Origin of the sequence: Devosia equisanguinis (assembly GCF_900631955.1) — a bacterium.
In the GTDB taxonomy this organism is placed as follows: Bacteria; Pseudomonadota; Alphaproteobacteria; order Rhizobiales; family Devosiaceae; genus Devosia; species Devosia equisanguinis.
The window spans coordinates 239281-265870 of sequence record NZ_UZWD01000038.1; the positions used below are offsets into that span (position 1 = coordinate 239281).

Here is a 26590-nt window from a genome sequence, read left to right on the forward strand (position 1 = left end):
GGCTGCCTAGTTCTTGTGCAACAATGATTGCTCTTCCCCTGCCGCCGGGGTAGGACAGTGCAAACTGTCCTGAAGCATTTCCATGACCAACGTTTCTTCCCCACCTGCGCCCGAAGCGCAGCGTACGGCCCTGACCATTATTCTTGCAGTGAGCGGGGCCCATCTGCTCAACGACTTGCTGCAATTCCTTCTCCCGGCGCTTTATCCGATGCTGAAGGAGACGTACGGGCTGAGTTATCTGCAAATTGGTCTGCTGACACTGGGCCAGCAGATCACCGCCTGTTTGCTGCAGCCGCTGTTCGGCCTGTCTGGCGATCTCAAGCCCAAACCCTATTGGCTTGCCATCTCCATGATGATCGTGGCCCTCGGCGTGGCGGCGCTCGCTGCGGCTAGTGGCTTCTGGATGTTGTTCATCGCCGCCGTTATCGTCGGCACCGGCTCGGCATTGTTTCACCCGGAGGCATCGCGCGTGGCGCGCATGGCTTCGGGCGGTCGGCTGGGATTTGCTCAATCGCTATTCCAGGTGGGTGGCAATGCCGGCACTGCTCTGGGCCCACTTGCCGCCGCGTTCATCCTCTTGCCGCTGGGCCAGTCGAGCGTGTTCTATTTCCTCGCCGTGGCGGCGCTCGGCGTGGTGCTTCTCAGTTATGTCGGTCGCTGGTACGCCGAGCATCAGCGCCAGGCGGCCAGCCGCCCCAAAGTGGCCCTCGCCAAGCCGGCGCTGTCCCGCCAGCGGTTGATCACCGCCTTTGTGGTCATCGGGGCGCTGCTGCTCAGCAAGTTCATCTATATCGAGGGGCTGAAGAGCTATTACGCTTTCTTCCTCATTGAGAAATTCCAGCTGTCCGCACAGGAGGCCCAGTTCTATCTTTTCGCCTTCCTGGGCGCAGTGGCCGCAGGCACGTTCTTCGGCGGGCCCATCGGCGACCGTTATGGCCGGCTCGCGGTGATCTGGGTGTCGATCCTGGGTGCCCTGCCCTTCACCCTCGCCCTGCCCTATCTGGACCTGTTCTGGACGGCAGTGATGAGCGTCATGGTTGGCCTCATTCTCTCGTCCGCATTCTCGGCCATGGTGGTTTATGCGCAGGAACTGGTGCCCGGCAAGGTGGGTATGATCGCCGGTTTCATCTTCGGCTTCGCCTTCGGCATCGGTGCGCTCGGCGCCGCGGTCATGGGCGCGCTGGCAGACTGGATCGGCATCATCGCCGTGTTCCAGATCTGTGCCTTCTTGCCGGCGCTGGGTATCCTCACCATCTTCCTGCCGAGAACCGCAGAACTCTATCCTGAAGGAAAGCGTGCATGACCTCCGCACTCGAAGGCGATAGCGACAGCCAGATCACCCTGACGCGGACCATTGAGGCCAATGTCAGCGACGTATTCGCAGCCTGGACCGATCCGGCACTGATCGAGCAATGGCAGGCCGATGAGGCTGAGTTCGACGCGTTCGAGGGTGGACAATATCGCTTTGTCACTTTTGCCGACGAGGATGATGAAGCCGACCACGAGGTCAGCGGCGAAGTGCTGACTTATCTCGAAGATGAGCGCCTTGTGCTTTCCTGGGTCCATCGTGACGAGGAAGAGGGTGAAGAACTGCTGTTCGTGCTCGACCTCACCTTCAAGGCCATCGACCAGGACAGCACCAGCATCACGCTCACCGAGCGGGGCTTGCCGCACGCCGATGCACAGACGCGCATCTTCTCCATGGAAGCCTGGAGCGCGGCGCTCGAGACCTTGGCCGAATTGATGGAATAACCATCCGGCGCGGGTGAACCGGAAGCGGGCTTCGGGCGTATCTCCTCGGACATCCGGAGCCGAACGTGACCGCATCTCCTACACTCGTCTGGCTGCGCAACGATCTGCGCCTGACCGACAATCCTGCCCTTCATGCTGCCGCGCATGATGGCCGGCCTGTTATCGCCATCTACGTGCATGAAACCGACCCGGAACTGCGCCCCGTGGGTGCGGCAGCACGGTGGTGGCTGCACCATAGTCTGGTCGCGCTGGAAGCAGACCTGGCCCAGCACGGGATCGCCTTCGAGGTTTTGTCGGGCCGGGCGGGGGCGGTGCTTGAAAAATTCGTCCACGATAAGGATGCTGCGGCAATCCACTGGAATCGGCGTTATGCGCCAGCAGAGCGTGACCTCGACGCGGCGACAAAATTGAAACTGCGCGAAACTGGGATCACCGTCACCTCGCATCCGGGCAATTTGCTGGTCGAACCGTGGATGATCGAAACCGGCCAGCACAAACCCTATTCGGTGTTTACGCCGTTCTGGAAATCGCTCCGTAACATACCGATTGAAGCACCGCTTCCGGCCCCCAAGAAACGCGCAGCCCGCAAGACCAGATCAGTCGACGGGGGTTATGACATTCCATTCTGGGCGCCGAAAATGGCGCAATACTGGACAATCGGCGAGGCAGGCGCACGAGATGCGCTTGGAGCCTTCCTTGATGAGCGTCTCGCCGATTACCCCGATGGTCGCGATATCCCAGCCAAAGATCTCACTTCCAGACTATCCCCACATCTACGTTTCGGTGAAATCAGTCCGCGTCAGATCTGGCGTGCCGCGCGCATGCGCGCCGATGCCGAGCCCACATTGGCGGGGTCGGTGGAAAAATTCCTGTCCGAGTTGGCATGGCGAGAGTTCAGCTATCACCAACTCTACCACCGCCAGGATATCGCCGAGATATCCATGCAGGGCAAATATGAAGGTATGCGCTGGCGTCACGCGCCGAACGATCTTGCAGCCTGGCAAGCCGGCCAGACCGGCATCCCCATCATCGACGCCGGGATGCGCGAGCTTTGGGAGACCGGGTACATGCACAATCGGGTGCGTATGCTCGTGGCTTCGTTTCTGAGCAAGAACCTGCTGACCGACTGGCGCCTGGGCGAAAAGTGGTTCTGGGATTGCCTGGTCGATGCCGATATGGCCAACAATCCCGCCAGTTGGCAGTGGGTCGCCGGCTCCGGGTTGGATGCGGCGCCCTATTTCCGCATCTTCAATCCCGTAACCCAGGGCGAACGTTTTGACGCGTCTGGAGACTATGTCAGGTGCTGGGTGCCCGAGATCGCAGAACTGTCCGACAAGTTTGTTCACAAGCCTTGGGAGGCACCGGCATCGGACCTCACCGCTGCAGGCATCGTCCTCGGCAAGACCTATCCAAGGCCTATCGCCGATCTCAAAGACACGCGGCAACGGGCTCTTGATGCATCGGCGGCCCTAAGCTGAACCGGACCTGGCGAAAACTTATTCCACGGCGAGCATCAGCCGGCGAGCTCACTTGCGCCGAAGGGGCGAGCGAGGAAAAGCCGTGCCGTTCAGTCGCCGCAACGCTTGCGCCGCCCCGGTGGCGCCCCTACCATAAGTGCTTGATCCACCGACAATTCGACCATGGCCAAGCACCAAGACCTAATCTCCGCAATCGGCAACACGCCCCTCATCCGTCTCAATCGCGTCTCGGCTCTTACCGGTAGCGACATCTGGGGCAAGGCGGAGTTTCTCAATCCTGGCCAGTCGGTCAAGGATCGCGCGGCGCTGTTCATCATCCATGACATGGTCAAATCGGGCGCGCTCAAGCCCGGTGGCACTATTGTTGAGGGCACTGCGGGCAATACCGGCATCGGCCTGACGCTGGTGGCCAATTCGCTCGGCTTCAAATCGGTGATCGTCATTCCCGAGACGCAGAGCCAGGAAAAGAAGGACGCCCTGCGCCTTTACGGCGCCGAACTCATTGAAGTGCCCGCCAAGCCCTACAAGAATCCCAATAACTACATCAAGATTTCCGGGCGCCTGGCCGAAAAGCTCAATGCCGAACTGCCGAATGGCGCCGTCTGGGCCAATCAGTTCGACAATGTCTCGAACAAGCGCGCCCATATCGAAACCACGGGTCCAGAAATCTGGCAGCAGACCAATGGGCGCATTGACGGCTTCATCTGCGCAGTCGGTTCCGGGGGCACACTTGCCGGCGTCGCCGAGGCGCTGAGGGCGCGCAATCCTGATGTAAAAATCGGGCTGGCTGACCCCGAGGGGGCGGCGCTTTACGAATATTACGCCCATGGCGAGCTCAAGTCCTCGGGCAACTCGATCACCGAGGGGATAGGTCAGGGCCGCATCACCGCCAATCTTCAGGATCTCAAGGTCGACTTGCCCTACCAGATCCCCGATGCAGAAGCCCTGCCCTACATCTTCGACCTGCTCGAACATGAGGGACTTTGCCTCGGCGGCTCGAGCGCGATCAACATAGCTGGCGCCGTACGCATGGCCCGCGATCTGGGCCCGGGTAAAACCATCGTCACTATCCTCTGCGACTATGGCAATCGCTACGCCAGCAAGATCTATAATCCGGAATTCCTCGTTGAGAAAAACTTGCCGGTGCCGCGCTGGATGGTCGAACGCACGCCCATCGATATTTCGAGCGTCATCCTGCCAGAGGCTTGATGGGCAAACGCGCCCCGCTTGGCAGGACCGCCCTCGGATCGTCCCGAGGGCGCTGTTTACGTCGACCCCGGGCTGGCTGATCAGCCCGGTCGTTGGCCATCACTGGCCAAATCCGAGGTTGGTTGGCCGGTCAAACCGATAAGGCCGACGCCGCTTCAGCGCCTCAGTGGCTTCAGCTGCCCCCACCGTGAAATTACGAGCCCAGCCGGTGCCCCGCCCCGTCAACAGAAAGCCAAAATAGATGCTTTCAGCGGTCGCCGGGACATCAAGCGTGATCGCGAAACCTTTCCAGTCCTCGGAACCTCTTGCGGCAATGCCCGGGCGATCCAACAGATTTTCGAAGCGCAACTTGCGGCCCTGAGCATCGTCGATGCGCATCCACATGGTTACGCCCCCATCAAGATCGCGGCACGACAATTCGCAAGCCACCCGGACCGCTGCCTCCCGATACGGTTCGGCACTGATGATTTGTGCCATGGAGCCAAACTGAGCATCCCGAGCATGATATGCCACCGGTGTGCTCTGGATCATGGCGCAGCCAGGCCTGTCGGGATCAAGTCCCATACGAAAATAGCCGTCGCGGTTTACGCTTGCATCGAGCCAACCCTCCGGCATGGCCAGCGGTCGCATATCAGCTTCGGCAAGGTCGATACGGGCGCTTAATATGTTCCAGTTGGCTAGCCCGAACTGGCGGGCCACCAGTTCCAGACAGTCGCTATGGCTGAGGCTGACATTTCGCTCTGCCAACCCCTGTCGAAGTAATTTGGCCATGAGCTTTGCGTCCATGAAACTATGCATGGTCTGATCCTTTCGGACGGGCAATTTCGTAGTCAGTGCTCGCATTGCTGACGGCTTGCCCGTGAGGTCAGGGTCAAACCAAGTTCAGATCGTGCATTCACCACCCCCGTTCGGGTGCGAGCGGCTGGCTGCACGAAGCCATTCGTCGATGCTACTCCCATGAAGGTTGCTGTCAACTCGGGATTGTCGCGGGTCTGCTGCCTGATACACTGCAGCTCCAAATCAGTGTCCCGGGGGCAAGGTGTTCGGCATAGACGATATTCTGCGGGCCATCGTGGCGGATCTACATATAGTCGCCCTGGTCATGGCGGCGATCTACGCCCTGGCAATCGTCTGCGCGATCCGGGAAATTCTCAATTCACGCACCTCCCAGGGGTCCATCGCCTGGCTGCTGTCACTGATCCTGCTGCCGTTCCCAACGGCTTTTCTCTACCTGATCTTCGGCTGGAAACTATTCGACGACTACGCCACTGATCGCATCAAGAACGGCCGCGCCAACCGGCCCTTGCGCGCCAAGGATCTTGCGCTGATCGACCGAGAGACCGACGACAAATGGCCGGTACAGGTGGCCGTGTCGGAGCTGCCTTTTCTCAACGGAAACGACGTCGAACTGCTGATCGATGGGCAGGCGACGTTCCAATCGATCTTCGAAGGCATAGATGCGGCCCAGGAGTATTTGCTGGTCCAGTTCTACATCATCCGTGACGACAAGCTTGGCCAGCAACTGGCCGAGCGGCTGATAGCCCGCGCTAAGGCCGGCGTTTCTGTCTACCTGCTGTATGACGATGTCGGCAGCACGGGCATGCCCAAGCGGTTCCGCACGCAGCTACGCGATGCCGGGATCAAGGTGGCAGGCTTCAATCAGCGCCATAAGTTCATGCGTCTTTATGGCCCGACCCGCATCAATTACCGCAATCATCGCAAGATCGTGGTGGCCGATGGCAAGCATGCCTGGGTCGGCGGCCACAATGTTGGCGTCGAATATCTCGGCGAGAATCCGAAATTCGGTCACTGGCGGGACACGCATGTCCGCGTGTCAGGACCGGCGGCCCTGGGCTGCGCTTTATTGTTCCGCGAGGACTGGGAGTGGGCAACGGGCGAATTGCTGCCAGCGACGCCGCCCAAAACTGTGGATACGCCAGGGGACCAGTCAGTGCTGGTGATGGGCTCGGGCCCTGCCGACAAGCTGGAAGAGTGCGCAATCGCCTATACCGACCTGATCGGGCGGGCCCGCAAGCGTCTCTGGATCGTCAGCCCCTATTTCGTGCCCGATACCGATATTCGCACCGCACTGTTCGCCGCGCGCCTGCGCGGTGTCGATGTGCGCATCATGCTGCCCGACAATCCCGATCACGCCATGGTCTGGCTCGCCAGCATGGCCCATGCCGATGCCATGGTGCAGCACGACATCTCCGTCTATCGCTATGTCGACGGCTTCCTGCATCAGAAGGTCGTGTTGATGGACGATGAAATCGCCACGGTCGGCAGCGTCAATTTCGACAACCGCTCCTTCGCGATCAATTTCGAGATTACGCTCTGGTTCACCGGCAAGACTGTGTTGGACACGATCGAGGACATGTTGCTGACCGACTTCAAATCCTGCCGTCAGGTCAGCAAGGCCGAGGTAGAAACACGCTCCTTGCCGCATTATTTCCTGACACAGGCAGCGCGGCTCTTGTCGCCACTGCTGTAAATCGGCCTAGCGGATCGGCGGGGCGTAGAGAAGCCCGCCATTGCTCCACAGGGCGTTCTGGCCCCGCAGCATGGCCGCGCCGGTTTGCGGGCCGAAGTGGCGGTCATAGAGCTCGGCGTAATTGCCGATGGCGCGGATAATGTCGGCCATGAAGGTGGGGCGCAGGCCGAACGCGGCACCGTAATCATCCTCAAGGCCAAGCAGGCGTTTGACCGCCGGGGTACGCGTAGCCGCCAGGGAGTCGATGTTGAGACTGGTCACCCCAACCTCCTCGGCGGTGATCAAGGTAAAAATGGTCCAGCGCACGATGTTGAACCACTCGATATCGCCTTGTCTCACAACCGGGGCCAACGTCTCCTTGGAAATGCGCTCGGGCAGGATGCGATGCTGGGCGGGATCGGGCAGTTCCCGACGAATGGCCTGCAACTGCCGCCCGGAGGCCGATGCGACCTGGCAGAGGCCGGAGCGGTAGGCGACCATGAGATCGGCCACCTCCTCATAGACCACTTCATTGAAACTGGTCTGATTGGCGAAGAAAAACTCGTCCAGCGCCTGCAACTCGCCCGAACCGTCGACCACGCAGATGCTCACATCGTCGAGTTCATAGGCCGAAACCACCCCCAGCGATTGCGGCACCAGGAAAGCCTGGCCGTCGAAGAAACTGGGCGTCACATATTCGGCGCCATAGCGGATATCGCGCCCGGCAACCCAGGCGCCGTTCCGCATCAGCACATCCACGGCGCCGGTTTGCAGCGGCGCAAAACGCGCTTCGCCGCGAAAGGCCCGGAACTCAATGAGATCGGGATTGCCAAACACCGCCGCCGCGAGGCCACGGCACAGGTCCACATCGAAACCGGACCAGCGGCCATCGCTGTCCTGCTGGGCAAAGCCGGCCAACGGATTGGCCGATCCGCAGACCAGAAAACCCCGTTCACGCACAGCGGCCAGCGTCTGGGCGGCGGCCGGCGGCGCAGCGAGGCCGATCGAAAGCGCGGCCAGAAGCAGCAATGGCTTGCAAAAACGGATCAATCTGCCGGCTTTCCAGGTCGTTTCGCCGGTTTCCCTGAATCAGCGAACGATCTAAGTCCTTGTTTTGGCGCGTCGGCCGGCCGCAATTCAATTGCTGCTTCGGCCGGAACGCTTCAGTCCCTGCCCGCATATTGGCAGCCAGAAAAATGGGGTCAAGCCGTGGACCGGCTCGACCCCCTACTAATTGTGCCGCAAGGCATGCCCGGAATGGGCAGGAGTTCCGCTGGCCTCAGTGCAGAATCTGGCTGAGGAACAATTTGGTGCGTTCGTGCTGCGGATTGGAGAAGAACGCCTCCGGCTCGTTCTGCTCGATGATCTGGCCCTGGTCCATGAAGATCACGCGGTTGGCGACCTGACGGGCAAACCCCATTTCGTGGGTCACGCAAATCATGGTCATGCCTTCCTCGGCCAGGCTGATCATCACCTCGAGCACTTCCTTGACCATTTCGGGATCGAGCGCGGAGGTGGGTTCGTCAAACAGCATGATTTTAGGCTGCATGCAGAGCGAGCGGGCAATGGCAACGCGCTGCTGTTGCCCACCAGAAAGCTGGCCGGGATATTTGTTGGCCTGCTCGGGGATTTTCACCCGCTCGAGATAGTGCATTGCCGTCGCCTCGGCCTCGGCCTTGGGAGTGCCGCGCACCCAGATCGGTGCCAGGGTGAGGTTCTGCAGGATGGTGAGATGCGGGAAGAGGTTGAAGTGCTGGAACACCATACCCACTTCGCGGCGCACTTCGTCGATGCGCTTGAGATCAGCGGTCAGCTCGGTGCCGTTGACGATGATCTGGCCTTCCTGATGCTCCTCCAGGCGATTGATGCAGCGGATGAGCGTCGACTTGCCGGACCCGGAAGGTCCGGCGATGACGATGCGCTCGCCCTTCATCACCTTGAGGTTGATGTCGCGCAGCACGTGGAAATCGCCATACCATTTGTGCATGTCGATGACTTCGATCGCGACTTCGGTCTGGGAGACCTGCATGTGGCTGGTGTTGACGACACGGTCGACGGTGGTTTCGGAAACCTGAGACATAGAGCTACCTCTTGTAGCCAGTGTTAAGACGGCGCTCCATGAAGATGGAGTAGCGGGACATGCCGAAACAGAAGACCCAGAAGACCATGGCGGCGAAGATATAGCCGGTGGTCGCAGTATTGGCCGACTGCCATTCAATGGCGGAGTCGTTCTTGGTCTTAACCGCTTCGAGCAGGTCTCTCATGCCGACGATGTAGACGAGCGACGTATCCTTGAACAAGGAAATGAAGTTGTTCACGATCCCCGGGATCACGTGCTTGAGCGCCTGGGGCAGGATGATGAACCACATCCGTCTCCAATAGCCCAAACCCAAGGCCGCCGCCGCTTCATATTGCCCCCGCGGGATGGCCTGCAGGCCGCCGCGCACCACTTCAGCCATATAGGCCGAGGTGAAGAGCGTGACACCGACGAGCGCACGGAGGAATTTGTCCACGGTCATGCCCTGCGGCATGAACAGCGGCAACATCACCGAAGCCATGAACAGGATGGTGATCAGCGGTACCGCACGGATCAGTTCGATGAACATGATGCAGACGGTCTTGATGATCGGCAGGTTGGACTGGCGCCCCAGCGCCAGCACGATGCCCATGGGGAAAGATAAGGTGATGCCGACCACCGAGATGATCAGGGTGACCAGAAGACCACCCCACTGCTCGGTTGGCACAACTCGCAGGCCGAACAGGCCGCCAGCAAGCAGGATGTAGCTGACGATCGGATAGACGATCAGCAATAGCACCGCATTGAGGCGCTTGAACGGCATTTTGGGGATCAGCATCGGCGTCAGGAGCAGTGCACCCAGCGCAAATACCAGGTTCGGACGCCAGAACTCCTGCACCGGATAGAAGCCGTAGATGAAGAAGTTCATCTCAGCAGCGATATAGGCCCAGCACGCACCGGCATTTTCAAGCCGGCACTGTTCCACCGTGCCACCAGGGCCAACGGCATTGCCGAAGAAAAACCCGTAAAGCGGCGGCACCACCCAGAGCAGGAAAGCCGCGCCGAGCACAGTCAGCACTGAATCGAGCGGCGTTGCGAAGAGGTTCTTGCGAGCCCAGGCCACAATGCCGCTGGTGCGGATCGGCGCAGGACGCGCAGGAACAATTTCGGATCGGACGAAACCAATATCTGTCATGGCGCCCTCCTACCGTTCCACCAGCTTAACCCGGGCGTTGTACCAATTCATGATCGCCGAGGTGAGCAGTGAGAATGTGAGATAGACGGCCATAGTGATGGCGATACATTCGATCGCCCGGCCAGTCTGGTTGAGAGAGGTGCCGGCAAAGACGTTCACCAGTTCGGGGTAGCCAATGGCGGCGCCCAGCGATGAGTTCTTTGTCAGATTGAGATATTGGCTGGTGAGCGGTGGCACGATCACCCGCATGGCCTGCGGAACGATGACCAGACGCAGTCTGTCGCCCTCCTTGAGCCCAAGCGATGCGGCGGCTTCAGTCTGCCCATGGCTGACTGACTGGATACCGCCGCGAACCGTCTCGGCAATGAAGGCTGCCGTATAGATGGTGAGACCAAAGGCGAGGGCAACGAATTCCGGCGGCAATTGCAGGCCACCGCGGAAATTGAAACGCTCCAGCACTGGAATTTCGAAAGCCACGCTGGCGCCGCTGACCCAGAAGACCAGCGCCGTTACGCCGAAGAGTATCACAAGGGACGTCAGGAACACCGGAAAGCGCTGTCCGGTAGCCTCGAGCCGTTTCTTGGCCCAGCGCCTCAGCACGATGACGCCGATAATTGCCAACAGCAGGCCGAGCCAGACGAAGTTGAACTGCTCGTCCGGTATGGGTCGCGGCACCATCACGCCGCGCTGGTTGATGAAGGAATCAAAGGGTAGTTCCAGCGAGTTACGAACCGCCGGCATTGATTTGAGGACGGCGAAGTACCAGAAGAACAGCTGCAGCAGCAGAGGGATGTTGCGGATCACCTCGATATAGACGGTGGCGATGCTGGAGACGATGAAATTGGTGCTCAGCCGAGCAATGCCGATGGTGAAGCCAAGAATGGTGGCGAAGATGATGCCCACCACGGCAACCAGCAAAGTGTTCAAGAGCCCGACCAGAAACGCTTCCCAGTAGTAGGAGGCGCGGGACCAGGGCAACAGCGAGAAAGAGATGTCGAAGCCGGCGGTCCGCCACAGGAAGTCGAAGCCGGTGGTCTTGTTCTGCGCTGCCAGATTGGCGGCGGTGTTGCCGATGATCCATGAAATGAAGGCGATGATGATGCCAGCCACGACCACCTGGTAAATGATCCCTCGGATCATCGGGTCGTTGAAAAAGCTGGGCCGTGGGGCCGATTGAGGGCCCGTATCGTAAGTTGTCATTTATGCTGTCCCTTGGCCGCGAAGAGCCGCCGCGCAGCCAAGACGGCGCGCAGTCGACGGAACAAAAAGTCCGGCGCTCCAAGGGAGCGCCGGCTCAATTCGTTCGGCTTAGCGGATCGGCGGGGAGTACTGGATGCCGCCGTCGCGCCACAGGGCATTCAGGCCGCGTTCCAGCCCGATCGGGGTATCCGGACCCACGTTACGATCGTAGCTCTCTGCGTAGTTACCGACCAGCTTGATGATCTGGTAGGCCCAGGCATTGTCGAGGCCGAGCGGCGCACCGAACTCGCCTTCAACGCCAAGCAGGCGCTTGATGGCCGGGTTGTCCGAACCGAGCTGTTCATCGACGTTGGCCGAGCTTACACCAAGCTCTTCGGCCTCGAGCAGCGCGAAATAGGTCCAGCGAGCGATGTTGAACCACTGCGTGTCACCGGCGCGAACCACGGGGCCGAGCGGCTCCTTGGAAATGATCTCGGGCAGGATGATGTGATCGTCTGGATTGGCGAACTTAGAACGTTCCGCCGCGAGGGCAGAGGAGTCGGTGGTGTAAACGTCGCAGCGGCCGTCTTCGTAGGCCTTCACCACTTCGTCCTGATCAACGAACACAACAGTGTTGAATTCCATGCTGTTGGCGGCGAAATAGTCGGCGGCGTTGAGTTCGGTGGTGGTGCCGGACTCGATACAAATAGCAGCGCCGCTGAGGTCGAGTGCGGAATCGATGGCGTCTTCCTTGCGCACCATGAAGCCCTGACCGTCATAGAACATGGTGCCCACAAAGCTGATGCCCAGCTGGGTATCGCGGCTCATGGTCCAGGTCGTGGTGCGCGAGAGAACATCCACTTCGCCAGCGGAAAGGGCGGTGAAACGCTCCTGGCTGGTCAGCGAGGTGAAGCGAACGGCGTCCGCGTCGTTGAAGATTGCGGCAGCCATGGCGCGGCAGAAGTCGACTTCCAGGCCAGTCCACACATTGTTGGAGTCGGGAGCAGAGAAACCGGCGACGCCACCGGTCACGCCGCACTGGATAAATCCCTTTGCCTTGACATCATCAAGGATTGCCGCCTGTGCGGCGGTCGCGCCGAGCCCCAGCGAGGCCGCGACTGCGATCGATACGAGCGCTTTTTGCATTTATTTGCCTTTTTGTTTCCTGACCCTGTCGTCTATTCGGAACCTATCAAGTTTGCCGAGGCTCCGATTGCACCACCGCCTTTGTGTGACGGTTGTGATGCTGTTAAGCATGCAAGCGTCTATTGACCGTAACGTCAAGGGCAGAAGGTACATTGGGACAGCATCTCTGTCTCTTTTTTAGACAGATGATGAATGTGATCCGTTTTTGAGCAGTCGATACATGAGCGACCAGAACAACAAAATCCCAGCAAACACGGCGGTCGAGACGATCCTGACCCATGGCGGCCGTGAGCCGAACGACCATTTCGGCTTTGTGAACACACCAGTCTTCCGGGGCTCGACTGTGCTGTTCAAAACTCTGGCGGATCTGGATTCCCAGCAGCAGCCCTATCTATATGGGCGAGCAGGCAATCCCACCACCGAAGGTGTCGAATCAGTGGTGACGGCACTCGAGGGCGCTCATCGTACCCAGCTGGTGCCCTCAGGCCTGGCGGCGATCACTGTCGCGTTGATGTCCTGCCTGCGCTCAGGCGACGAGGTACTGATCAGCGACAGCGCCTATGAGCCAACCCGCGCCTTTGCCGACGGCTACCTGGCCAAGGCCGGTATCAAGGCCCGCTATTTCGACCCGCGCATCGGCGGAGGCATAGCCGAGCTGATTCAGGCCAATACGCGCGCCATCTTCGTGGAAAGTCCGGGGTCGCTGACTTTTGAAGTACAGGACCTGCCGGCGATCGCCGCCGCCGCCCACAAGCACGACATCCGGGTCATCGTTGACAACACCTGGGCGAGCCCCCTGTTTTATAAGCCGCTGGCGCTCGGTGCCGACATTGTGGTGCATTCGGCAACCAAGATGTTTTCCGGCCATTCCGACACCTTTGGCGGCACCATCTCGACCACGGAGGCCGCGTGGAAAGATGTGGAGAGCACCCGCCGGCTGCTTGGATTCTACACTTCAGGCGACGAAGCCTTCCTGCTGTCGCGTGGCTTAAAGACCCTTGCCATCCGCATGCGCGAGCATGAGCAGCGTGCGCTCGATTTTGCCAGTTGGCTGGAGCAACAGGAGGGCGTTGCGAGCGTGTTGCACCCTGCCCTGCCGAGCCACCCCGACCACGCCTTGTGGAAGCGCGACTTCACCGGTTCGGGCAGCCTTTTCTCCTTCGTCCTGCCGCGTGGTCCACGCTCGGCCCTTGCGGCCTTTGTCGATGATCTGCGCATCTTCAGCATGGGCTATTCCTGGGGCGGCTATGAAAGCCTGTGCCTACCGGCCAAGCTGGTGAAGAACCGTACGGCTGTCCCATGGAACAGTGAAGGTCATTTGCTGCGCCTGCATATCGGTTTCGAAGACTTGGAAGACCTCAAGTCCGACCTCGCCGATGGCTTGGAGCGTTACGCAAAGGCCCGGTAAGCCAAGAGTATTTTTGCGGGCGGTGAACATCTGCCCGCATCGGCCGCTCGGCACTTGCCCTTTGCCGAGGAACAGGCTAACGGATGCACGTGATCTCGGAGTGTAGCTCAGCCTGGTAGAGCACCGGTTTTGGGAACCGGGGGTCCAAAGTTCGAATCTTTGTACTCCGACCATCGCACCGCATCGTGTTGAGGATTCTGCATGACCGCCCGTATCTACCGCCCTGCCCGCAACGCCATGCAGTCCGGCAGGGGCAAGTCGAAGCAATGGGTTCTGGTGCATGAATTGGCGGTTCCGCGCACCATCGATCCGCTGATGGGCTATACTAGCTCATCCGACATGGAGCAGCAGGTACGCCTGTCGTTCGACACGCTTGAGCTGGCCGAGGCCTATGCTCAGCGTAACGGCATTGCCTATACCGTCCAGCCTGCGCATGAGCCGACGCCCAAGCGCGTCAGCTATCCGGACAACTTCAGGTCCGACCGCAAGACGCCCTGGACGCACTGATCCGGCTGACATTGTGATTCCGTCTGGCGCCGCAAGAGATTGCGGCGCTTTGCTTTTTTGCACTACGGTAAGCGTGTTCAGCTCGGTTCGCCGGCTGGTCAGATGTTCCATTTGCCGGAGTGATCCCATGAAAGCCCGACATTTCCTCGCTACTTTCTCCGCAGTTCTGGCCATGTGCACGTCAGCGTCAGCGGCACCCGCGCTTTGGAAGATCAGCGACGAGGACAGTTCAATCTGGCTGTTTGGCTCCGTACACTTGCTGCCTCCCGACATCGACTGGCGCAGCGAAGCCCTGGACGATCTTCTGCAGACGGCCGACCGGGTCTACTTCGAAACCGACATCAGTCCGGAAGCGCAGCTGACGATTACGCCCCTGACAATCAAGCTGGGGTTCAGCAATGACGGCACCCTGCTCAACCAGCATATCGGCCCGGAACTGACCGATCGGCTGCGCGAGGCCGCCAAGGCCTATGACATGCCGATGCCCTTCCTTCTCACCATGCAGCCATGGATGGCCGCTACCACCATTTCTGTCGGCGTCATGGCGGGGTCGGGATACGATCCGACCCTCGGCGTCGAAAATGTGCTGGGCCGCGAAGTGCCTAAAGAGCGTCAGGGCTTTCTGGAAACACCGGAGGAGCAGATCGGCTTTCTCGGCGGCGGAACCATGGACGAGCAGATTGCCATGCTCGAGGCCACGCTCGACACGCTCCACGTCATGATGACCGACCTCGACGCCATGGTTGCCGCATGGATGGACGGTGATCCGGATGCCTTGGGCGAAATCTTCATGGAACAGATGGGCGGATATGACAGTGGCATGGTCAGCCGGCTCATCGATCAGCGCAATGCCAATTGGACAGACCAGATTGCCGGCATGCTGGAGCGAAACGAGGAGGCGCTCCTGATTGTCGGCGCCGCGCATATGACCGGCTCGACCAGCGTGGTCAAGATGCTGCAAAAGCGCGGCTATGCCAGCGAGCGCATACAATAGCAGCAAAAGCAAATGCCCCCCGGCAAAGCCGGAGGGCATTCATTATTGGAGCGGGGGACAAGCGCTTAAACGGCGCTTAGCTTGGTCCACTTGCTGTCGTTCTGGCTCGACTGCACCGACGCAACGATGAACTGCATGCCTTCGATGCCATCTGCCATGCTGGGCAAGAGGCTTTCGTAATCAGCACCCTCGCCACGGATGACGGCGGCGAACTGGCTATAGAGTGTCGCAAAGGCTTCGAGATAACCTTCGGGGTGGCCGGAGGGGATGCGCACGTTCATCGACGCGGCCGGCGGTACCGAAATCGAACCACCACGGGTCAGAAGCTGCTTGGGCTTACCGAACTCGGTGAACCACATGTAGTTCGGGTTGTCCTGACGCCATTCAAGGCCACCCTTCTCGCCATAAACGCGCAGCAGCAGGCCGTTTTCGTTGCCCACGGCAACCTGGCTGGCCCAGAGCATGCCCTTGGCGCCACCCTCGAAACGCAACATGATGTGCACATTGTCGTCGAGCTGACGGCCCGGCACAAAAGCAGTGAGATCGGCCGACACGGAATCGGTCTTGAGACCGGTGACGAAGCGGGCGAGGTTGTAGGCGTGGGTGCCGATATCGCCGATACAACCGCCGGCGCCGGAACGGGCCGGGTCGGTGCGCCATGCGGCCTGCTTGTTGTCATCGCCGGCCGCTTCGGTAAGCCAGTCTTGCGGATATTCAACCTGCACGACGCGGATCTTGCCGAGTGCACCGGAGGCAACCAGTTCGCGGGCCTGGCGCACCAATGGATAGCCCGTGTAATTGTGGGTCAGCAGGAACTTGGCGCCGTTCTTCGGCTTGATTTCGGCCAGCTTGCGAGCGTCTTCCAGCGTCGAGGTGATCGGCTTGTCGCAGATCACGTGGATGCCGGCTTCGAGGAAGGCCTTTGCCGGGCCGAAATGCATATGGTTGGGCGTGACGATGGCGACCGCCTGGATACCATCGGGTCGCGCCGCCTCTGCCTTGGCCATCTCCTCATAGGAGGTGTAGATGCGGTCGTCGGCGAGGCCGAGGTTTTTGCCTGATTCCTTGGCCACTTCGGGGCGCGACGACAGTGCGCCTGCCACCAGTTCGTAATCGCCATCAAGGCGGGCCGCGATGCGGTGCACATAGCCGATAAAAGCTCCAGTGCCGCCGCCAACCATGCCCAAGCGAATGCGCTTTGCGCCGTTTTCTGCCATTTTTCTCTCCCGATACGTATTGGGTACCAAACCTCATCCTGCAGCGGATGTCATCCCGGCGGAGGCCGGGATGCATCTCGCCATGTCAAGATGGGCCCCGGCATTCGCCGGGGTGAATCCCCTTGATGGTGCTTAGCTCAGGCCCAGCATCTTGCGGTTCGCCGCCTGATCGGTGCCGCCGGACGCAAAGTCGTCAAAGGCCTTTTCGGTGACCCTGATGATATAGCTCTGGATCAGTTCCGCGCCTTCGCGGGCACCATCTTCGGGATGCTTGAGCGCGCATTCCCATTCGAGCACGGCCCAGCCCTTGAAGTCATTGGCCGCCATCTTGGCAAAGATCGCCGGGAAATCCACCTGGCCATCGCCGATAGAGCGGAAGCGCCCTGCCCGGTTTACCCAGGACTGGAAGCCGCCATAGACGCCTTGGCGTCCGGTCGGATTGAATTCGGCATCCTTGACGTGGAAGGCCTTGATGCGATCCTTGTAGATGTCGATGTAGTCGAGATAGTCGAGCTGCTGCAGCACAAAGTGGCTCGGATCGTAGAGCAGATTGGCGCGCGGATGGTTCTTCACGCGGTCGAGAAACATCTCGTAGGAGACGCCGTCATGAAGGTCTTCCCCGGGGTGGATTTCGTAGCAGACATCCACACCTGCCTCGTCGAAGGCATTGAGGATCGGGGTCCAGCGGCGTGCCAGCTCATCGAATGCCTCTTCGACCAGGCCCGCCGGGCGTTGTGGCCAAGGATAGATATAGGGCCATGCCAGCGAACCGGAGAAGGTTGCATGCGCATTAAGGCCAAGGTTCTTTGACGCCTTGGCCGCATTCATCATGGTCTGCACCGCCCATTCCTGGCGGGCTTTCGGGTTGCCATGCACGGACGCCGGGGCGAAGCCATCGAACGCCGTATCATAAGCGGGGTGGACGGCGACGAGCTGCCCCTGAAGGTGAGTCGAAAGCTCGGTGATCTCCAGCCCGTGGCTGTTGACAATGCCCTTGATTTCGTCCGCGTAAGTCTTGGAATTGGCGGCCTTTTCGAGATCGATGAAGCTCGAAACCCAAGTCGGAATCTGCACGCCCTTATAGCCCAGGCCGGCAGCCCAGCGGCAAATATTGTCGAGCGTATCGAACGGCGCCTGATCGCCCGCGAACTGGGCGAGGAAAATGGCGGGGCCTTTAACAGTGGTGGCCATGGGGAGGTCTCCTCTCGAGGCCCCGCACACCGCACTGCCGGGGCTTGTTCTTATGATTTCGGCGTATGGGCCGCATGCTAGTCGGGCGACGATTGCTCGCCGCCCAACATTTTATTCAGCAGTGTTGACCGGCGCCGAGCGCCTGTCAATGAGGTACGTCCATCAAGCCTTTAGAAGAGCGCGAGCATCTTCGATATTGAGGGCGCGGGGACGCTCGCAGGTGGTCTGCAGGGTCAGAACTTCGCCGGTCTCGCCGGCCTTGAGCAGCCCGGTCATGACTTCCACGACGTGCAAAGCCACATCGAGACCACAACGCGCGGTCTGGCCGGTTTCGTGCGAAATCATCATGTCGGCGAGGCCGGCACAACGGTAATTGGCACGTGGATTGGGCTGGTCGAGACCCTGGTTCGGCTTGCCGAAGGGGTGATCCCATGCGGCCACCGGCGTACGGGTGCCATCGAGAGCCGCGGTGACGAGATCGCCACCGAAGAAATTCGGATCGGGTACGAAGATCGAGCCATCCGTGCCATAGAGCTCAATATTGTGGTGGCCATGCGCCGCCACGTCCCAGCTGGCGCCGATGGTGACGATGGCGCCATTGTGGAACTCGAGAATGCCGTGGATGGTGGTCGGAGTGCCAACCTTGATGATGCTGCCCTTGTTCGGGCCTTCGGCGGTCACGACGCGCTCATTGCGCGCCATATTGGTGAACGCGGAAAGCTTCTTCACTGGCCCAAGCAGGTGTACGAGGTCGGTGATGTAGTAGGGGCCGAGATCGAGGATCGGGCCGCCGCCGGGCTGGAAGAAGAAGTCCGGATTGGGATGCCAATGCTCCATGCCGCGGCTCATCACGTGCGTGGTGCCACTCATGATCTTGCCGAGCTTGCCACTATCGATGATGTCACGCGCTTGCTGGTGTGCGCCGCCCAGGAAAGTATCGGGCGCCGAACCGACCTTGAGACCGCGCTCGTCGGCAGCTTTTTTCAGCGACAGGCCTTCTTCGACGGAAAGCACAAACGGCTTTTCCGAATATGAGTGCTTGCCGGCAGAGATGATGTCCATCGAGACGCGATAGTGCGCTGCCGGAACGGTGAGGTTGACGATGACGTCGATCTCGCTGTTTTTGAGCAATTCGTCGGGCGTCTGCGCGGCAACCTTGAATTCGTCGGCGCGGCGCTTGGCCGCCTCCGGAACGATATCGGCCACGGCACGCACCTCGAGGCCCTTGAACAGGGGCGCAAGGCCGAGATAGGCGGCAGAAATATTGCCGGCACCCATGATGCCGACGCCATAGGTCTTGGCCATTGGCTTAGACTCCGTAGCTCTTGAGAGTGTCCATGGACTGGCGCGCGAAGCGGATGGCGTCGAGCGGCTTGTCGTGCTCAAGCACGAAATATTTCGCTTGGGTCTTGGCCTTGACGTCAGCGATCAGCGTCTTCCAGTCGAGCGTACCGTGACCAACGTCGGCCCAGCCGTCTTCGTCAGCATTCTGGCCGGCGGGGGCGATGTCCTTGACGTGGACGGCGGTGATGCGGCTGCCCAGCTTGCTCAGCCAGAACTGCGGATCTTCACTGGCCTTGACCACCCAGGCCAGGTCCATTTCCCACTGTGTGTCGGGCGAGGCGTCCAGGATCAGTTCCATCGGCGTCTTGCCGTTGGCATCCTTGGCGAACTCCCAGTGGTGATTGTGATAGCCGAAGCCCTTGCCGGCGGCCTTGAAGGCGGCGGCAATCTTGGCCAGGCCTTCGGCGAATTCCTGCCAATTGCCACCGCCGGTGCGGAAGGCTTCCGACGGGGGCGCCGGACAATAGACCGTCTGAATGCCGACCTGATCGACGATCTTCAGCGCGGCATCGGTGTCTTCGAGCTGGCCGTAGCCCATATGGGCGGTCGGCATGGTAAGGCCTGCATTCTTGAGGCTCTGCGCCAGCGCGGCGGGATCAGCGAACTGGCCACCCCAGCCCTCGACCTGCTTGTAACCCAGGCTGGCCAGGGTATTGAGGGTTTCATCCAGCGACGCTTCGTTGCGTGCACTGTAAAGCTGGTAGGAAAAGTCCATTTCGGCCTCTTTTCGGGGTTGGGATGCGGTGCCGCATCTGCCTGCCGATGGAGTTAGCCGACAGGCAAAAAACTGTCGCGCTCTCTGGTCAGGCCGAGCACCGCAAAAGTAAGGTTTGCCGTACAAACGACGCGACGGCGCCCGCCTGGGGCGCCGCCATGGTTAAGGAACGACTAGAGCCGCATTTCGCTGGTGGCGTCGAAGAGCGAGCCACGTGCCACGTCGAAGCCAAGATTGATCTTCTGGCCCGCTTCCATCGGAATATCGGACGAGCAGCGGATGGTTACGGGCTGACCCGCAAGGCGGGTATAGGCCAGTTGCTCGGAGCCCATGGGCTCGACAATCTCGATTTCGGCTTCGAACTGGAACGACGCCTTGGCCGCATCGGCGCCGACGCTGATATGCTCGGGCCGGATGCCAAGAACCACGTTCTGTCCGTCGGTCGGCTTACTGTCGAAGGCGTAGTTGTTCATCGGCACCGAAACACCGTCGAGCTTGACGACGGAGGACCCATCGGCAATCGAGCCCTTGAGGAAATTCATCGCCGGCGAACCGATGAAGCCTGCCACGTAAAGATTGACCGGCCGGTTATAGACCGCGTGCGGGGTATCGAGCTGCAGGATCATGCCATCACGCATGATGGCAATGCGATCAGCCAGCGTCATGGCCTCCACCTGGTCATGCGTCACATAGACCATGGTGTTCTTGAGGCGCTGGTGCAGACGCTTGATCTCGACGCGGAGGTCGCTGCGCAGCTTGGCGTCGAGGTTGGACAGCGGCTCATCGAACAGGAAGACGTCCACATCGCGCACCAGGGCACGGCCGATAGCCACACGCTGGCGCTGGCCACCGGAGAGGGCCGCCGGCTTACGATCGAGCAGCGCCTCGATCTGCAGGATCTCGGAGGCGCGTTTGACGCGTTTGGCGATCTCGTCCTTGGGCATGCGCGCATTCTGCAGGCCGAAGGAGAGGTTTCCGCGCACCGTCATCTGCGGATAGAGCGCATAGGACTGGAACACCATGCCGATGCCGCGCTGCGACGGCTCGGCCCAGGTGACGTTCTTGCCCTTGATGAAGATCTGCCCGTCGGTGATGTCGAGCAGGCCGGCGATGCAGTTGAGCAGGGTCGACTTGCCGCAACCCGACGAGCCGAGCAGAACGATGAACTCGCCCTCGCTCACGTCGAGATCAAGGCTCTTGAGCACATGTACGGAGCCAAAGTCGAGTTTGAGGTTTTTGACCTGGATTGAGTAGTCCATTCATTCAGCCTTTCACGGCACCGGCGGCAATACCGCGCACGAAGAGCCTGCCAGAGACGAAGTACACGAACAGCGGCACCAGGCCGGTGAGAACCGTCGCTGCCATGTTCACATTGTATTCCTTCACACCCTGGACCGAGTTCACGATGTTATTGAGCTGCACCGTCATCGGGTAGAGTTCGGGCTTGGTAAACACCACGCCGAACAGGAAGTCGTTCCAGATGCCGGTAACCTGCAGAATGACGGCGACGACGAAGATCGGGATCGACATCGGCAGCATGATGCGGAAGTAGATGCCCCAGAACCCTGCCCCGTCCACACGCGCCGCCTTGAAGAGTTCTTCCGGCAATGACGAGAAGTAATTGCGGAACAACAATGTCAGGATGGGCATGCCAAAGATGGAGTGCACGATGACCAGACCCTGCAGGGTGCCGTAGACACCCAGTTCACGCAGCAGGATCACCATCGGATAGAGCATCACCTGGTAGGGGATGAAAGAGCCGAAGATCAGGATGGTGAAGAAGATGTCCGAGCCCTTGAACTTCCAGTTGACCAGCGCGTAGCCATTCACCGAAGCAATCAGGATCGAGATGATGGTGGACGGCACGGTGATGCGCACCGAGTTCCAGAAGCCGCGCGACAGGCCATCGCAGTTGAGGCCTGTACAGGCTTCGGCCCAGGCTTTGACCCAGGGCTGGAAGGTAACTTCGACAGGCGGGGAGAAGATATTGCCCAGCCGGATTTCCGGCATGCCCTTGAGCGAGGTCATGATCATGACCCAGAGCGGCAGCGCATAATAGACGCAGACCACGAACAGCGTGCCATAGAGCATGATATTGCGCGGCGAGAGGCGACGCTTCGGCTTGGCCCCGCGCGGGCCGTTCATAGCAGACGCGGCGGACGACGCTTGTGCGGTCGCGGGCGCTGAAGATGCAGTGAGATCAGCCACGCTTCTTGCCTCCGAATTCGAGGTAGGCCCACGGAATGAGCACGATGAGCACCGAGAGCAGCATCATGGAGGATGCGGCGAAGCCCTGTGCGAGGTTCTGGGCCTGGAACATGTAGTCATAGACATACATGGCGGGGACCTGGCTGGCATTGCCGGGACCACCGGAGGTCTGCGCGACCACCAGATCGTAGAGGCGGATGATGCCGGACGCGACGATCACCAGGGTGGTGATGAATACCGGACGCATCATCGGAATGATGATGAAGAGGTAAACCTTCCAGCGCGGAATGCCATCGACACGCGCCGCCTTCCAGATTTCCTCATCAATGCCGCGCAAACCGGCGAGCATCAGGCACATGACAAAGCCCGTGCCCTGCCAGAGACCGGCAATGAGCAGGCCGAACATCACCGTCTGCGGGTTGTTCAGGGGATCGAAGGTAAACCATTCCAGCCCGAAGCCGCGCACAATGTGCTGGATGCCGAACTGCGGATTGAGAATCCACTGCCAGACCAGACCCGTCACGATGAACGAGAGGGCGAATGGATAGAGCATGACCGTGCGGAAGGCGTCCTCGAAGCGGATCTTCTGATCCATGAGTACGGCCAGCAGGAAACCAATGCCGATGGTAAAGACAAGACTGAAAACGCCGTAAAGCAAGAGGTTCTGGATCGACACAACCCAACGGCTGGTGGCCCACAAACGCTCATATTGCTCAAAGCCGACAAAGGTCGTCCGCGGCAGCAGTTTCGAGTTGGTGAAAGAATAGACGACGGTCCAGAGCGTCCCGCCTAAGAAAACCACCAGCGCGGTGAAAACCATCGGAATGGCCGCGATCTTGGCGTTTATATTTTTGAACAATCGTGCGGGATGCAAACCTGCCACCGTGCGCTCCTAAGCCCCAAATAGACAAAGCCGGAGCCAATCCGTTTGAGGATTGGCCCCGGCGCTAGTTCGGAATTAGAGACCCGACTTCAGGTTGGCGACCCACTGCTGGTGAGCGACTTCCGGAGCCATGTCAGAATTCCAGAATTCGACCATCAGGTCTTCGTTCTGCTTCTGGACGTCCGGCGACCAGACCATGTCACCCGACGGCAGGATGTTGCCGGAAGCGAGCAGTTCCAGACCCTTCTTCATGCAGTCATTCGCGGCGCCGAGATCGACGTCACCACGGATCGGCAGGGAGCCCTTCTTCAGGTTGAACGCAACCTGGACTTCAGGCGAGACGAGCAGGGCGGCAAGACGCTTCTGGGCGGCTTCCTTCTCGGGATCGTTGAGCTTGGGGAAGTAGAACGCATCACCACCGGTCGACAGGTAGGCATTAAGGCCCAGACCCGGCAGACAGGTATAGTCTTCACCAGCAACCTGACCGGCAACCTGGAATTCACCTTGAGCCCAGTCACCCATGATCTGGCCGCCGGCTTCGCCGGTGATCACGAGGTTGGTGGCCTGGTTCCAGTCCTGGACGTTGGAATTGGCAGCCAGCGCGCGGGCGTCGGCGACAGCCTGGAAGACTGCGGCATATTCCGGACCAGCGGCAACGTCCATGTTCTTTTCAATGTTGACCTGCTTCCAGACATCGAGACCGGCAACGCCAATCGCGATGGCACCGAAAGCGGTGGCCGACTGCCAGGGCTGGTTACCCAGTGCCAGCGGGATCTTGCCTGCTGCTTCGAGGGCAGGCCCTGCAGCAACGAACTCGTTCCAGTTGGTCGGGACGGGAATGCCGGCATCCTCAAATGCCTTGTTCGACAGCCAGAGCCATTCGGGCGAGTGGATGTTCACAGGAGCGCAATAGACGCGGCCATCGACGGTACAGGCGTCCAACAGGGATGGCGGATAGATCACTTCCTTCCAGTTGTTGGCTTCGGCGACGTCGGTCAGGTCGAGCATCAGGCCGGCTTCAACCAGTTCCAGGGCCTGCTGGCCGTGGTTGAACTGGGTTGCACCCATCGGATCACCACCGGTGATGCGGCTGATCATGATCGGGCGGGCAGTGCCACCACCGCCGGCGATAGCGCCGTCGATCCACTTGTCACCCGAAGCGTCGAATGCCTTGGCCAGTTCGGCAACGGCAGCAGCTTCACCACCGGAAGTCCACCAATGGGTGACTTCGAGGTCGGTTGCGAAAACGGCGGTTGAGCCGAGGAAAGCAGTTGCCAATGTGGCAACCACTGCAAACTTTTTCATAGGTTGTCCTCCCAACGAACACGAGGGGCATTCGCCCCAGCGATGCACCCGCTGCAACCCTAACCTTCCTCAGGCGCAAGACTGCAACGCGGTGTAATCGATTGCATAGACCGCCTAAACAGGTTGTGCAATCGATTTCAGGAGTTTCATACACGTCTTGCGGACATGTCAAGATCGATTTAGACAGATTGCATAACTGGCGGCGAGAGGGGGCGCTGACAGCGTGCGTCCAGAGCGAAAAACGCCGACGATTCAAGATGTTGCGAGGTCAGCAGGGGTGTCCACCGCCACGGTCAGTCGCGCCCTGTCTTCGCCAGAGAGGGTAAGTGATGGCACACGTGCCCGTGTTTCGGAGGCGGTCCGTGTAACCGGTTACACGCTTAACCAGACAGCCCGGTCGCTGCGCCAGCGTTCGGCGCGCACCATCCTCGTGGCGCTGCCCGATATACGCAATCCTTTCTTCTCGTCGATCCTCGATGCCATCGAGCGTGAGGTGACGGCGCGCGGCTACGGCATGCTGGTGGCCAACCTCTATTTCGGCCACCAGGCTACACGACTGCAGGACTACCTGCTCTCCAACAGGGCCGACGGGCTATTGCTGCTCGATGGCTCGCTGAACGCCGACGACCTGCGGGTTATCACTTCGGCCCCCTACTCCGTGCCCCTCGTGGTCGCCTGCGAAGACATTCCCAATTCCGGTTTTCACACGGTGGTGACCGACAATGTCCAGGCGGCCGAGCGCGCCACCAGGCATCTCATCGAGCTGGGGCACCGCCGCATCGGTCATATTTTCGGGCCCGAGCAGAACGTTGTCGCGCGTGACCGCTTGGCCGGTTTTAACCGCGCCATGAATCGCGAGGGCCTGCCAATTGCACCCGAATGGGTGTTTCGCGGCAGTTTCGAGATGGATAGTGGATTTGCCGCCTCGGCGCGCTACATGACCTTGGCCGACAGGCCGACCGCTGTTTTTGCCGCCAATGACGAATCCGCCATCGGTTTTCTCTCCGGCCTCCGCCGTCACGGCATCTTGTGCCCTCGCGACATTTCCGTGATCGGATTCGATGATCTCGGCGTCGCGCCGCATTACTCACCGCCGCTTTCAACCATGCGCCAGCCGCGCGAGACTCTTGGAAAGATGGCTGCGGAGGCCCTGATAGACCTGATCGAAGGGCGGCAGGGCAATGGCACGCCCCTGCGGATCGTGTTGCAGTCCGAACTGATTGCCCGCGAAAGCACCGGCCGCCCTGCCGAGCTTGCCAGCGCCTAGCGAATTCGCAAGCTACCGGGCACGTCAGCGGCATTTGCGGTTTTCTTTGCGCCAAAATGCGCTAAAGGAAACCCGCAAATATCAGCAACGGTCCCGTAGCTCAGCTGGATAGAGCAGCAGCCTTCTAAGCTGTTGGTCACAGGTTCGAATCCTGTCGGGATCGCCACCCTCTCCTCACATACCGATTCGCGACCGCCGTTCTTGGATGTCTCCGAGGCTGGTAAGCCGACCCGTGAAAAGTCGCGGAAATCCTGGGGTAACGGCTTCTTGCGGCCCGGCGCGCTTGCCCTCGATGGTGTTTTGCGCCACTTTGCTGCCACAAACGGGGGCTGATCCACTGGCTTTACACGCGAAGCGACCGACCATCGTTCTCTTTGATCTCGATGGAACATTGGTGCACCACGTCAATCCGCGGGTGCTGCAGATGCTGGAATTCCTGGACGATTGTTCGCACCGGGGCGGCCGACTGGTCGCACGTTTCCGCCTGCGCCGCCGCAATATGAGCGTTGCTCCGGCCAAGGCTCCCAAGCTTTTGGTGCACAAAGCCATTCACAAAGTGCGGCGCAAGTCGGTCGAGCAGATGCTGCTGCCATGCGAAGCCATGCGCGAGACGCTCGAGCGCTTGAAGGCCGAAGGCGTAACACTGGGCCTGGTCAGCAATGGGCTTGGGCGCGGCTATGGCCACGACGTGATCGATGCCTTCGACCTGCGCAAGTACTTCTCCAAATGCGTGTTTCGCGAGGATGTCCCGCGCGGCAAGCCCTGGCCCGACTCCATCGTTACGGCACTTGGCGATATCGGGCGGGAACTGCGGCGCTCTGACGTGGTCTGGTATATCGGCGACCAACGCAAGGACATTTCTGCGGCCCTTGCTGCCTCAAAGGTCACCGGCTATCAGATCCGCCCGATCGCCTTGGGTGCGCGCGCAGCCCTGGGGGCCGTGGAGGCGCGGCTTAATCCCAGCCATATCATGTGGACGCCGTCCGACTTTCAGCGCGCCGTCGAAACCATGTTCGAACCCGACGAGCACGCGATGTCGATGATCGACCCCCTGCCCGCACCGATGCTTTAAGCGCAAACTTCCGGACGTCACTCTCTGACGACG

23 protein-coding genes, 2 tRNA genes and 1 pseudogene are annotated in these 26590 nt (G+C 60.2%); 12 read left to right on the forward strand and 14 right to left on the reverse strand.

Going from position 1 to position 26590, the window contains the following annotated elements; all coding sequences use genetic code 11:
• Positions 1-82 precede the first annotated feature (82 nt).
• From DEVEQU_RS16060 to DEVEQU_RS16075, 4 genes are all read left to right on the forward strand, one after another.
• A complete protein-coding gene (locus DEVEQU_RS16060; protein WP_126151602.1) occupies positions 83-1303 on the forward strand; it encodes an MFS transporter in 1221 nt (406 codons plus the stop codon).
• Positions 1300-1752 carry an SRPBCC family protein gene (locus DEVEQU_RS16065; protein ID WP_126151603.1) on the forward strand — a complete coding sequence of 151 codons (453 nt, stop codon included), beginning with the start codon at positions 1300-1302 and terminating at the stop codon, positions 1750-1752. The genes DEVEQU_RS16060 and DEVEQU_RS16065 overlap by 4 nt, the downstream gene beginning before the upstream one ends.
• Positions 1753-1817: 65 nt before the next feature.
• Complete coding sequence (locus tag DEVEQU_RS16070) at positions 1818-3230, forward strand: cryptochrome/photolyase family protein (RefSeq protein ID WP_126151604.1); 1413 nt, start codon at positions 1818-1820, stop codon at positions 3228-3230.
• Between the two features lie 162 nt (positions 3231-3392).
• On the forward strand, positions 3393-4439 hold the full coding sequence (locus DEVEQU_RS16075; RefSeq protein ID WP_126151605.1) for a cysteine synthase A: 1047 nt from the start codon (positions 3393-3395) through the stop codon (positions 4437-4439).
• A gap of 633 nt (positions 4440-5072) precedes the next feature.
• On the opposite strand, the pseudogene DEVEQU_RS20280 reads toward DEVEQU_RS16075, so the two are convergent.
• Positions 5073-5237 (reverse strand): annotated as a pseudogene (locus DEVEQU_RS20280) (glyoxalase superfamily protein); the annotation flags it as partial.
• Between the two features lie 241 nt (positions 5238-5478).
• Here DEVEQU_RS20280 and cls point away from each other — a divergent pair.
• Positions 5479-6930, forward strand: a complete 1452-nt coding sequence (gene cls, locus DEVEQU_RS16085) for a cardiolipin synthase (RefSeq protein WP_223214260.1) — start codon at positions 5479-5481, stop codon at positions 6928-6930.
• A gap of 6 nt (positions 6931-6936) precedes the next feature.
• Here cls and DEVEQU_RS16090 read toward each other — a convergent pair whose 3' ends face one another.
• The 5 genes from DEVEQU_RS16090 to DEVEQU_RS16110 form a co-directional block, all read right to left on the reverse strand.
• On the reverse strand, positions 6937-7959 hold the full coding sequence (locus tag DEVEQU_RS16090) for a transporter substrate-binding domain-containing protein (RefSeq protein WP_126151607.1): 1023 nt from the start codon (positions 7957-7959) through the stop codon (positions 6937-6939).
• A gap of 229 nt (positions 7960-8188) precedes the next feature.
• Entirely contained in the window at positions 8189-8989 is an 801-nt protein-coding gene (locus tag DEVEQU_RS16095; protein ID WP_126151608.1) for an amino acid ABC transporter ATP-binding protein, read from the reverse strand.
• A 4-nt stretch (positions 8990-8993) separates the two neighbouring features.
• Entirely contained in the window at positions 8994-10121 is a 1128-nt protein-coding gene (locus tag DEVEQU_RS16100) for an amino acid ABC transporter permease (protein ID WP_126151609.1), read from the reverse strand.
• A 9-nt stretch (positions 10122-10130) separates the two neighbouring features.
• On the reverse strand, positions 10131-11321 hold the full coding sequence (locus DEVEQU_RS16105; RefSeq protein WP_126151610.1) for an amino acid ABC transporter permease: 1191 nt from the start codon (positions 11319-11321) through the stop codon (positions 10131-10133).
• A 108-nt stretch (positions 11322-11429) separates the two neighbouring features.
• Entirely contained in the window at positions 11430-12446 is a 1017-nt protein-coding gene (locus tag DEVEQU_RS16110; protein WP_126151611.1) for an amino acid ABC transporter substrate-binding protein, read from the reverse strand.
• Between the two features lie 220 nt (positions 12447-12666).
• Between DEVEQU_RS16110 and metC the strand changes: the two genes are divergently transcribed.
• The 4 genes from metC (at position 12667) to DEVEQU_RS16130 (ending at position 15355) form a co-directional block, all read left to right on the forward strand.
• A complete protein-coding gene (gene metC, locus DEVEQU_RS16115) occupies positions 12667-13854 on the forward strand; it encodes a cystathionine beta-lyase (protein ID WP_126151612.1) in 1188 nt (395 codons plus the stop codon).
• A gap of 96 nt (positions 13855-13950) precedes the next feature.
• Positions 13951-14027: transfer RNA gene (locus DEVEQU_RS16120), tRNA-Pro, on the forward strand.
• 28 nt (positions 14028-14055) lie between these two features.
• Positions 14056-14361 (forward strand): ETC complex I subunit, encoded by a 306-nt coding sequence (locus DEVEQU_RS16125; RefSeq protein WP_126151613.1) that lies wholly within the window; start codon positions 14056-14058, stop codon positions 14359-14361.
• A gap of 127 nt (positions 14362-14488) precedes the next feature.
• Complete coding sequence (locus DEVEQU_RS16130) at positions 14489-15355, forward strand: TraB/GumN family protein (RefSeq protein WP_164550447.1); 867 nt, start codon at positions 14489-14491, stop codon at positions 15353-15355.
• Between the two features lie 65 nt (positions 15356-15420).
• Here the strand turns inward: DEVEQU_RS16130 and DEVEQU_RS16135 are convergent, their stop codons facing one another.
• The 8 genes from DEVEQU_RS16135 to DEVEQU_RS16170 form a co-directional block, all read right to left on the reverse strand.
• Positions 15421-16572: a Gfo/Idh/MocA family protein gene (locus DEVEQU_RS16135; RefSeq protein WP_126151615.1), complete on the reverse strand. Its 1152-nt coding sequence runs from the start codon at positions 16570-16572 to the stop codon at positions 15421-15423.
• 132 nt (positions 16573-16704) lie between these two features.
• Complete coding sequence (locus tag DEVEQU_RS16140; protein ID WP_126151616.1) at positions 16705-17763, reverse strand: sugar phosphate isomerase/epimerase family protein; 1059 nt, start codon at positions 17761-17763, stop codon at positions 16705-16707.
• 162 nt (positions 17764-17925) lie between these two features.
• On the reverse strand, positions 17926-19068 hold the full coding sequence (locus DEVEQU_RS16145; RefSeq protein WP_126151617.1) for a Gfo/Idh/MocA family protein: 1143 nt from the start codon (positions 19066-19068) through the stop codon (positions 17926-17928).
• Positions 19069-19072: 4 nt separating this feature from the next.
• Complete coding sequence (locus DEVEQU_RS16150; RefSeq protein WP_126151618.1) at positions 19073-19822, reverse strand: sugar phosphate isomerase/epimerase family protein; 750 nt, start codon at positions 19820-19822, stop codon at positions 19073-19075.
• A 173-nt stretch (positions 19823-19995) separates the two neighbouring features.
• Entirely contained in the window at positions 19996-21081 is a 1086-nt protein-coding gene (locus DEVEQU_RS16155) for an ABC transporter ATP-binding protein (RefSeq protein ID WP_126151619.1), read from the reverse strand.
• A gap of 4 nt (positions 21082-21085) precedes the next feature.
• A complete protein-coding gene (locus DEVEQU_RS16160; protein ID WP_126151620.1) occupies positions 21086-21967 on the reverse strand; it encodes a carbohydrate ABC transporter permease in 882 nt (293 codons plus the stop codon).
• 55 nt (positions 21968-22022) lie between these two features.
• Complete coding sequence (locus tag DEVEQU_RS16165) at positions 22023-22913, reverse strand: carbohydrate ABC transporter permease (protein WP_223214261.1); 891 nt, start codon at positions 22911-22913, stop codon at positions 22023-22025.
• A 75-nt stretch (positions 22914-22988) separates the two neighbouring features.
• The gene (locus tag DEVEQU_RS16170) at positions 22989-24218 is read right to left on the reverse strand and encodes an ABC transporter substrate-binding protein (protein ID WP_126151621.1); all 1230 of its coding nucleotides are present in this window, start codon (positions 24216-24218) and stop codon (positions 22989-22991) included.
• Positions 24219-24441: 223 nt separating this feature from the next.
• Between DEVEQU_RS16170 and DEVEQU_RS16175 the strand changes: the two genes are divergently transcribed.
• From DEVEQU_RS16175 to DEVEQU_RS16185, 3 genes are all read left to right on the forward strand, one after another.
• The gene (locus DEVEQU_RS16175) at positions 24442-25485 is read left to right on the forward strand and encodes a LacI family DNA-binding transcriptional regulator (RefSeq protein ID WP_223214262.1); all 1044 of its coding nucleotides are present in this window, start codon (positions 24442-24444) and stop codon (positions 25483-25485) included.
• Between the two features lie 89 nt (positions 25486-25574).
• Positions 25575-25651, forward strand: a tRNA-Arg gene (locus DEVEQU_RS16180).
• Between the two features lie 126 nt (positions 25652-25777).
• Positions 25778-26557 carry an HAD hydrolase-like protein gene (locus DEVEQU_RS16185; protein ID WP_223214271.1) on the forward strand — a complete coding sequence of 260 codons (780 nt, stop codon included), beginning with the start codon at positions 25778-25780 and terminating at the stop codon, positions 26555-26557.
• The last annotated feature ends 33 nt before the right edge of the window (positions 26558-26590 follow it).